Annotated in this window: 5 protein-coding genes; 1 reads left to right on the top strand and 4 read right to left on the bottom strand. The window is 63.4% G+C overall.

All coding sequences use genetic code 11. The annotated features are described in order from the left end of the window. Nucleotides 1-196 (top strand): hypothetical protein (locus VZ95_RS24955; RefSeq protein WP_198148043.1); only part of this gene is annotated, 196 nt, incomplete at its 5' end. 30 nt (nucleotides 197-226) lie between these two features. Here VZ95_RS24955 and VZ95_RS02380 read toward each other — a convergent pair. The 4 genes from VZ95_RS02380 to VZ95_RS02370 all read right to left on the bottom strand — a co-directional run. Continuing rightward, the gene (locus VZ95_RS02380; protein WP_045774453.1) at nucleotides 227-658 is read right to left on the bottom strand and encodes a hypothetical protein; all 432 of its coding nucleotides are present in this window, start codon (nucleotides 656-658) and stop codon (nucleotides 227-229) included. Next, nucleotides 655-1,521, bottom strand: coding sequence for a LodA/GoxA family CTQ-dependent oxidase (locus VZ95_RS26535; protein WP_232302445.1), 867 nt, complete (start codon nucleotides 1,519-1,521; stop codon nucleotides 655-657). The genes VZ95_RS02380 and VZ95_RS26535 overlap by 4 nt, the downstream gene beginning before the upstream one ends. Nucleotides 1,522-2,027: 506 nt before the next feature. After that, entirely contained in the window at nucleotides 2,028-3,293 is a 1,266-nt protein-coding gene (locus VZ95_RS26530) for a LodA/GoxA family CTQ-dependent oxidase (RefSeq protein ID WP_052711417.1), read from the bottom strand. 57 nt (nucleotides 3,294-3,350) lie between these two features. After that, on the bottom strand, nucleotides 3,351-4,484 hold a 1,134-nt coding region (locus tag VZ95_RS02370), incomplete at its 5' end, for a tyrosinase family protein (protein ID WP_045774452.1).

Below are 4,484 nucleotides of genomic sequence, written 5' to 3'. Positions count from 1 at the left end.
GGCACGGCAGCCGAGGCAACCGCCGTTTTCCACGCCCAATTTGCCGGAGCATTTCGGCACCGGCGGCAGGAAGAACCTCGCCGGGGCGGACGCGGGCGGGATCGGCAGCGTCCAGCAACAGCACGGTGAGGTTAGGCGCTTGCGCCCGCAACGCCAGCGCCGCCGCCCGATCCCGCCGGACCGCCTCCGACGATGACGATATCGGCCTGGGCCGTCACGCGGGTTCTTAGGCCGATTGGCGAACGGCGTAGAAGGAAGCGACGACCCCGGCGGGGTTCACCGTGCCCGGCGAACTGCCCGAATGGGGGATGACGCGGGTGATGGAGCCGATCAGCGCCGGGGTTTGCAGCGTGGGGCTGCTGTTCGGCCAGACCGGCACCGCGAGGGCGAAGTAATCGTAGATCCACTCCTCGCCGCCGATGACGCCCGATCCGCGAAAGCGCGTCGGTTCCGCCGAGCCGAAGCCGAACCCGCCGTAGAGGGCAAGTTGCCAGCCGGGGCCGCCGATAGTGCCGGTCAGCGATCCGGCGGCATCCTGGGCAATCACCAGAGTGCCGCGCCCGAATTCCAGATCGTTAAAACTGGTGGCAAGGTCGGGATCGTTCAGCAGGCTGCGATAGGCCCAGGTGCCGACGAAGGGATTGAGGGGGGAGGTCATGGCGTATCCTTTCCACGTTCGACGCCGACGAAGCGCGGCTGATCGAGTTGCGGGCTGTTGAGAACCGTGGGGGGAAGCGTGGGGTTCAGCACAACGAAGCTGAGGCCGGTCCAGCCCGTGACCATCTTAAGGTCCCCGGCGCTGGTCTGTGGAATGCCGCGCGACCAGTTGAGGGCGCTGGTGGTTTGAAGATTTCCGCTGCCGTCATCGACCAGTTCGGCGACTTGGAGCGGGCGGTGGGCGGGCCACCACATCGTCTCCCAGGTCTTTTGCTCCCGCGCCATCGCCGGATCGGCGGGATTAGTCGGGTCGATCTGGTTCCACATCGCATAAGTAATATCGATGGTCTGCGTCGTGCATTCGTTGAAATCCGCCTGCCAGGGCAGGGCGCTGGTCTTGGTCAGATCGCCCGGTTGGAGCCCAGTGGCGTAATTGCTGTCCTGGGACAGATCGTCCTCCGCATAGCCAATATAGGTCATGGGGTTGACGGTGCCCCGGCGGGCATTGGCCTGGGCGGCGGTCTCGGCGAAACTGGAGAAGGTCGGGTCGGCCTTCAGCCGGTACGGTTCGTACCAAACGCCGGGATTGCGGATGATCCAACAGACTTCCGCCCCCGGAAAGAAAGCCCCGCCCAGCAGATTGCTCAGCACCCCCTGGTCGAGTTGCCGCCCGGTAACGATCGGCCCGCGCGGATAGGGTTGCCAAGGGTTGATTGCGGCTGCTGGAACGAAACCCGCCGTAACCTCGTTGATGAATTTACCGTCGGCCCACTGCCGCAGCAGGTAAAGTTGCATGTCGGTTAGGCGCAGGAACTTCGAGGGCGTGTCGTTATACTTGGGGTTATCCCCCGCCAGCAGCGGCATCAGCGGTAGATGATAGGTGCGCGTCGTCGGGTCGCCCTGGACGCGGAAGATATTTTCTTCCCCCGGACGGCGCAGCACATCGAACAGGAACCGGCGCATCGGGCCATAGGGATCGTTGGTCGCCGCCTCCTCCGCTGCTGCAAAAGCCTGCGCCAGCAGACGACCGGAGCGGAATTCCGTCAGCACGCGGGCGATGGCATCCACCAGATGTTCGTTCGGGTCGGCGGGCTTGGCCGTCTTATTCTCCGCCCGCCGCGCCAGCAACCGAGTAACGGCCTGGGGCGGCACCAACAGCGCGTGAACCGTGTCGCGCAGGGTTTGCGCGGCCTCGGTGTAGGCTTCCGCCGCGTCCTGATGGAGTTTCTGCCAGCGCTTGAGGTAAGCGTCGGGCGCTTCTTGCGGCGTTGGTGGGGCGACCGTTTGGACGAAGTCGGAAAAAGCTTGGTTCAGCTTAACGATTAGCGCGTCAAGATCGGTGCCGTCCGGCGCGTCTCGCTCCCGCCGCATCAGGGCGGGTTCGAGCGCTTCCGCCCCGAGGGTGCCGAGCGAATGGCTATAGACGGCCAATTCTTTGCGGCGCTTGACCTGCCCGGGCGACACGAAGGGCTGTTCGCCGAGACGGTAGGGATCGAAGGTGCCGCGCTGCGACTGGTCGTGCGGCATGTTCGATTGCAGCAGAATATTGCTGACCCAGTTAAACTCGTTCGGGCGGAACAGGATCGGCCAGATATCGCGCCAGAACCAGGCTTATAGTCCGGGTTCCATTCCAGCTTGCCGTCGCGCCAGAAGTTCAATTCGCCGTCGTTATGGGGATCGATCTTCTGCGGATCTTTAAAGGTGCCCGCCGTGCCGTAAAGGTCGGTGCGATAGGCGAACTGCTGGATGGCGACATCCTCGATTACCTCGTCGAGCGTAACCATATCCAGCATTTCCGGCGCATAGCGCGGATACCCGCAGATGACCCAGGCGGGGTATTCCACATCGATATAGCGGGTGCTCTGCACGTCTTCCGAAAACATCACCAGCCGCGCCGTGACCGACCCGTCAGCGGTATCGTCGAACCAGCCATCGGTATTGGCGTAGTTATCGATTCGCGGCTGGCCGACGCCGCTCTTGTAGCTGCCGCTATTGCCGAAACCGCCGAGGACGAGCAGCCGCCCGTCGTCGTCGGTCATCGCGGTGCCGAGGGTGTCGATATCCTTCGGCCACAGGCCTTTCGGCGGAAAGGTGGTGGCATAACCGGGGTTGCCGTCGCGGCTGAACTCCGCCCGGCGGTGGTCGCGCAGGTTCACGATCTGCGGGCCGGGATCGATGATGAGCTGCTGGCGGGCGTTCGGTTCGGTGATATCGGCATTGCGACGCCGATGGTCCGCCGCATAGCCGGTTTCGCCGGAAAGCCCCCGGAATTCGTACCAAACCGCCTTTTTATTGGCGAGATAGACCTGCCAGACGATATCGACCAACGTCCCGGCATTGCCGCCGCCCTTAATGCGGTCGCCGATTTTCAGCGCCCGTCCGTCCGGGTGCTCGTCGTCGTAAACATAGAGCTGAAAGCGGGCGGCTTGGCGCTTAATTCGGCCGTCGGCGTCCTTGAAGGTCGCAACCGGCACTTCCTTTATGCCGTCCGGCGTGCGTTTGGGGTTGCCCCGCGCGTCGCAATCGACGGGCCGGGCGGCCGGATGTTCCGGGGAAATATAGAATTCATCGGGACTATCCCCCAGCCGGGCGATGCCGATGGCGGGATGAATCTGATAACGGGGAGTGGTGGCCATAATGGTTCCCTCGGCGGGCGGGCCTCTTCCGGCTGGCGGAAGAGGCCGCTTGCAACATCAATCGTGGAAGTTCAGCGACACGCCGTCGAGGCGCAGCAGGTCCGTGTCTTCCTGATAATCGGCGCCGATCACCACCAGCGTCAGGGTGATCTGCTTGGCCCCGGCGTCGATCAGCCGCCGCGCCGCCTGGGTCACATCGACCCGGTGATTGCGCGGGGTGTTCATCGTCCGCGCACTCGGATCGCCCGTGCGGTCTTGGCCACGGCCCTGAACGCTGGGAATATCGCAATGGCCGGGGCCGCCGTAGCAGGGGCCGTGCCCGAAGATGGCCAGATACCCAGCATAGCCGGTCTCGGGGCGCAGCGGCGTGCTGGCATCCGCCTGCTCATTGTTCAGGAACACGCGGATAAAGCCGGAGCGGGGAAGCTGCGGCACGCGATGCAGCCGCACTTCTGCCGACCCGAACCCTGCCTTCACTGCTTTCGGGATGGGGATTTCCTTGGAGCGGAAGCGCCCAACCGGCGCGGTTAGGCCGACCGGAACGATATGGGTGCTTTTGACATACTCATAGCCGAAGCGATGGATATCGAGCGTGTTGCGCACCGTATAGCCCCAGGGGGTCGTCACGGCGTCCAGATTCTGCGGCAGCCCGTCCGGGTGCGTCTGCTGCCATTCCCACCAGAGACGGTCGATATTGGAATGGATGGGCCAAAAGACCGGATCGTTGGAGGCGGTGAGATTGCTGAACATGTCGCCATACTGCGGCTGACTGTACAGATCTTCCCGCTTGTGGAACCGCCGCCCCGCTACCCGCACGCCCGATGGGGTGTTTGGGTCGTACTGCGGATTCATCCCCCCGGTCCAGATATGCATCGTGTTGTGCGGGTTCTGGTCGAGGAAGCCGAAGCTGTCATTGTACAGGCTGCCGCCGCCGAAGTCGCGATAGGTGCGCAGGCTCAGAATCTGCTGAATATCGTCGGCCGTCGGGTAATGGTAGTGGATCGCCTGATTGATCGTCTGGCCATTGTATTCGCCCGGGTAGCGCAGGGGATACCAGAGCGAATTGGCTTCCAACAGCACATCCAGGAAGGCCCGGCGCAGCGGATTGGTAGCATAATCCACCCCCGTTGCCGCTTTTACCGCCGCGAAGAATGTATCCTGACTGTAGAAGGTCTGGCCGACCAAAGGTTG

This window comes from Elstera litoralis (genome assembly GCF_000963705.1).
Lineage (GTDB): Bacteria > Pseudomonadota > Alphaproteobacteria > Elsterales > Elsteraceae > Elstera > Elstera litoralis.
Note: the sequence above shows the minus strand (reverse complement) of the source record. Positions and strands in the feature narration are given on the sequence as shown.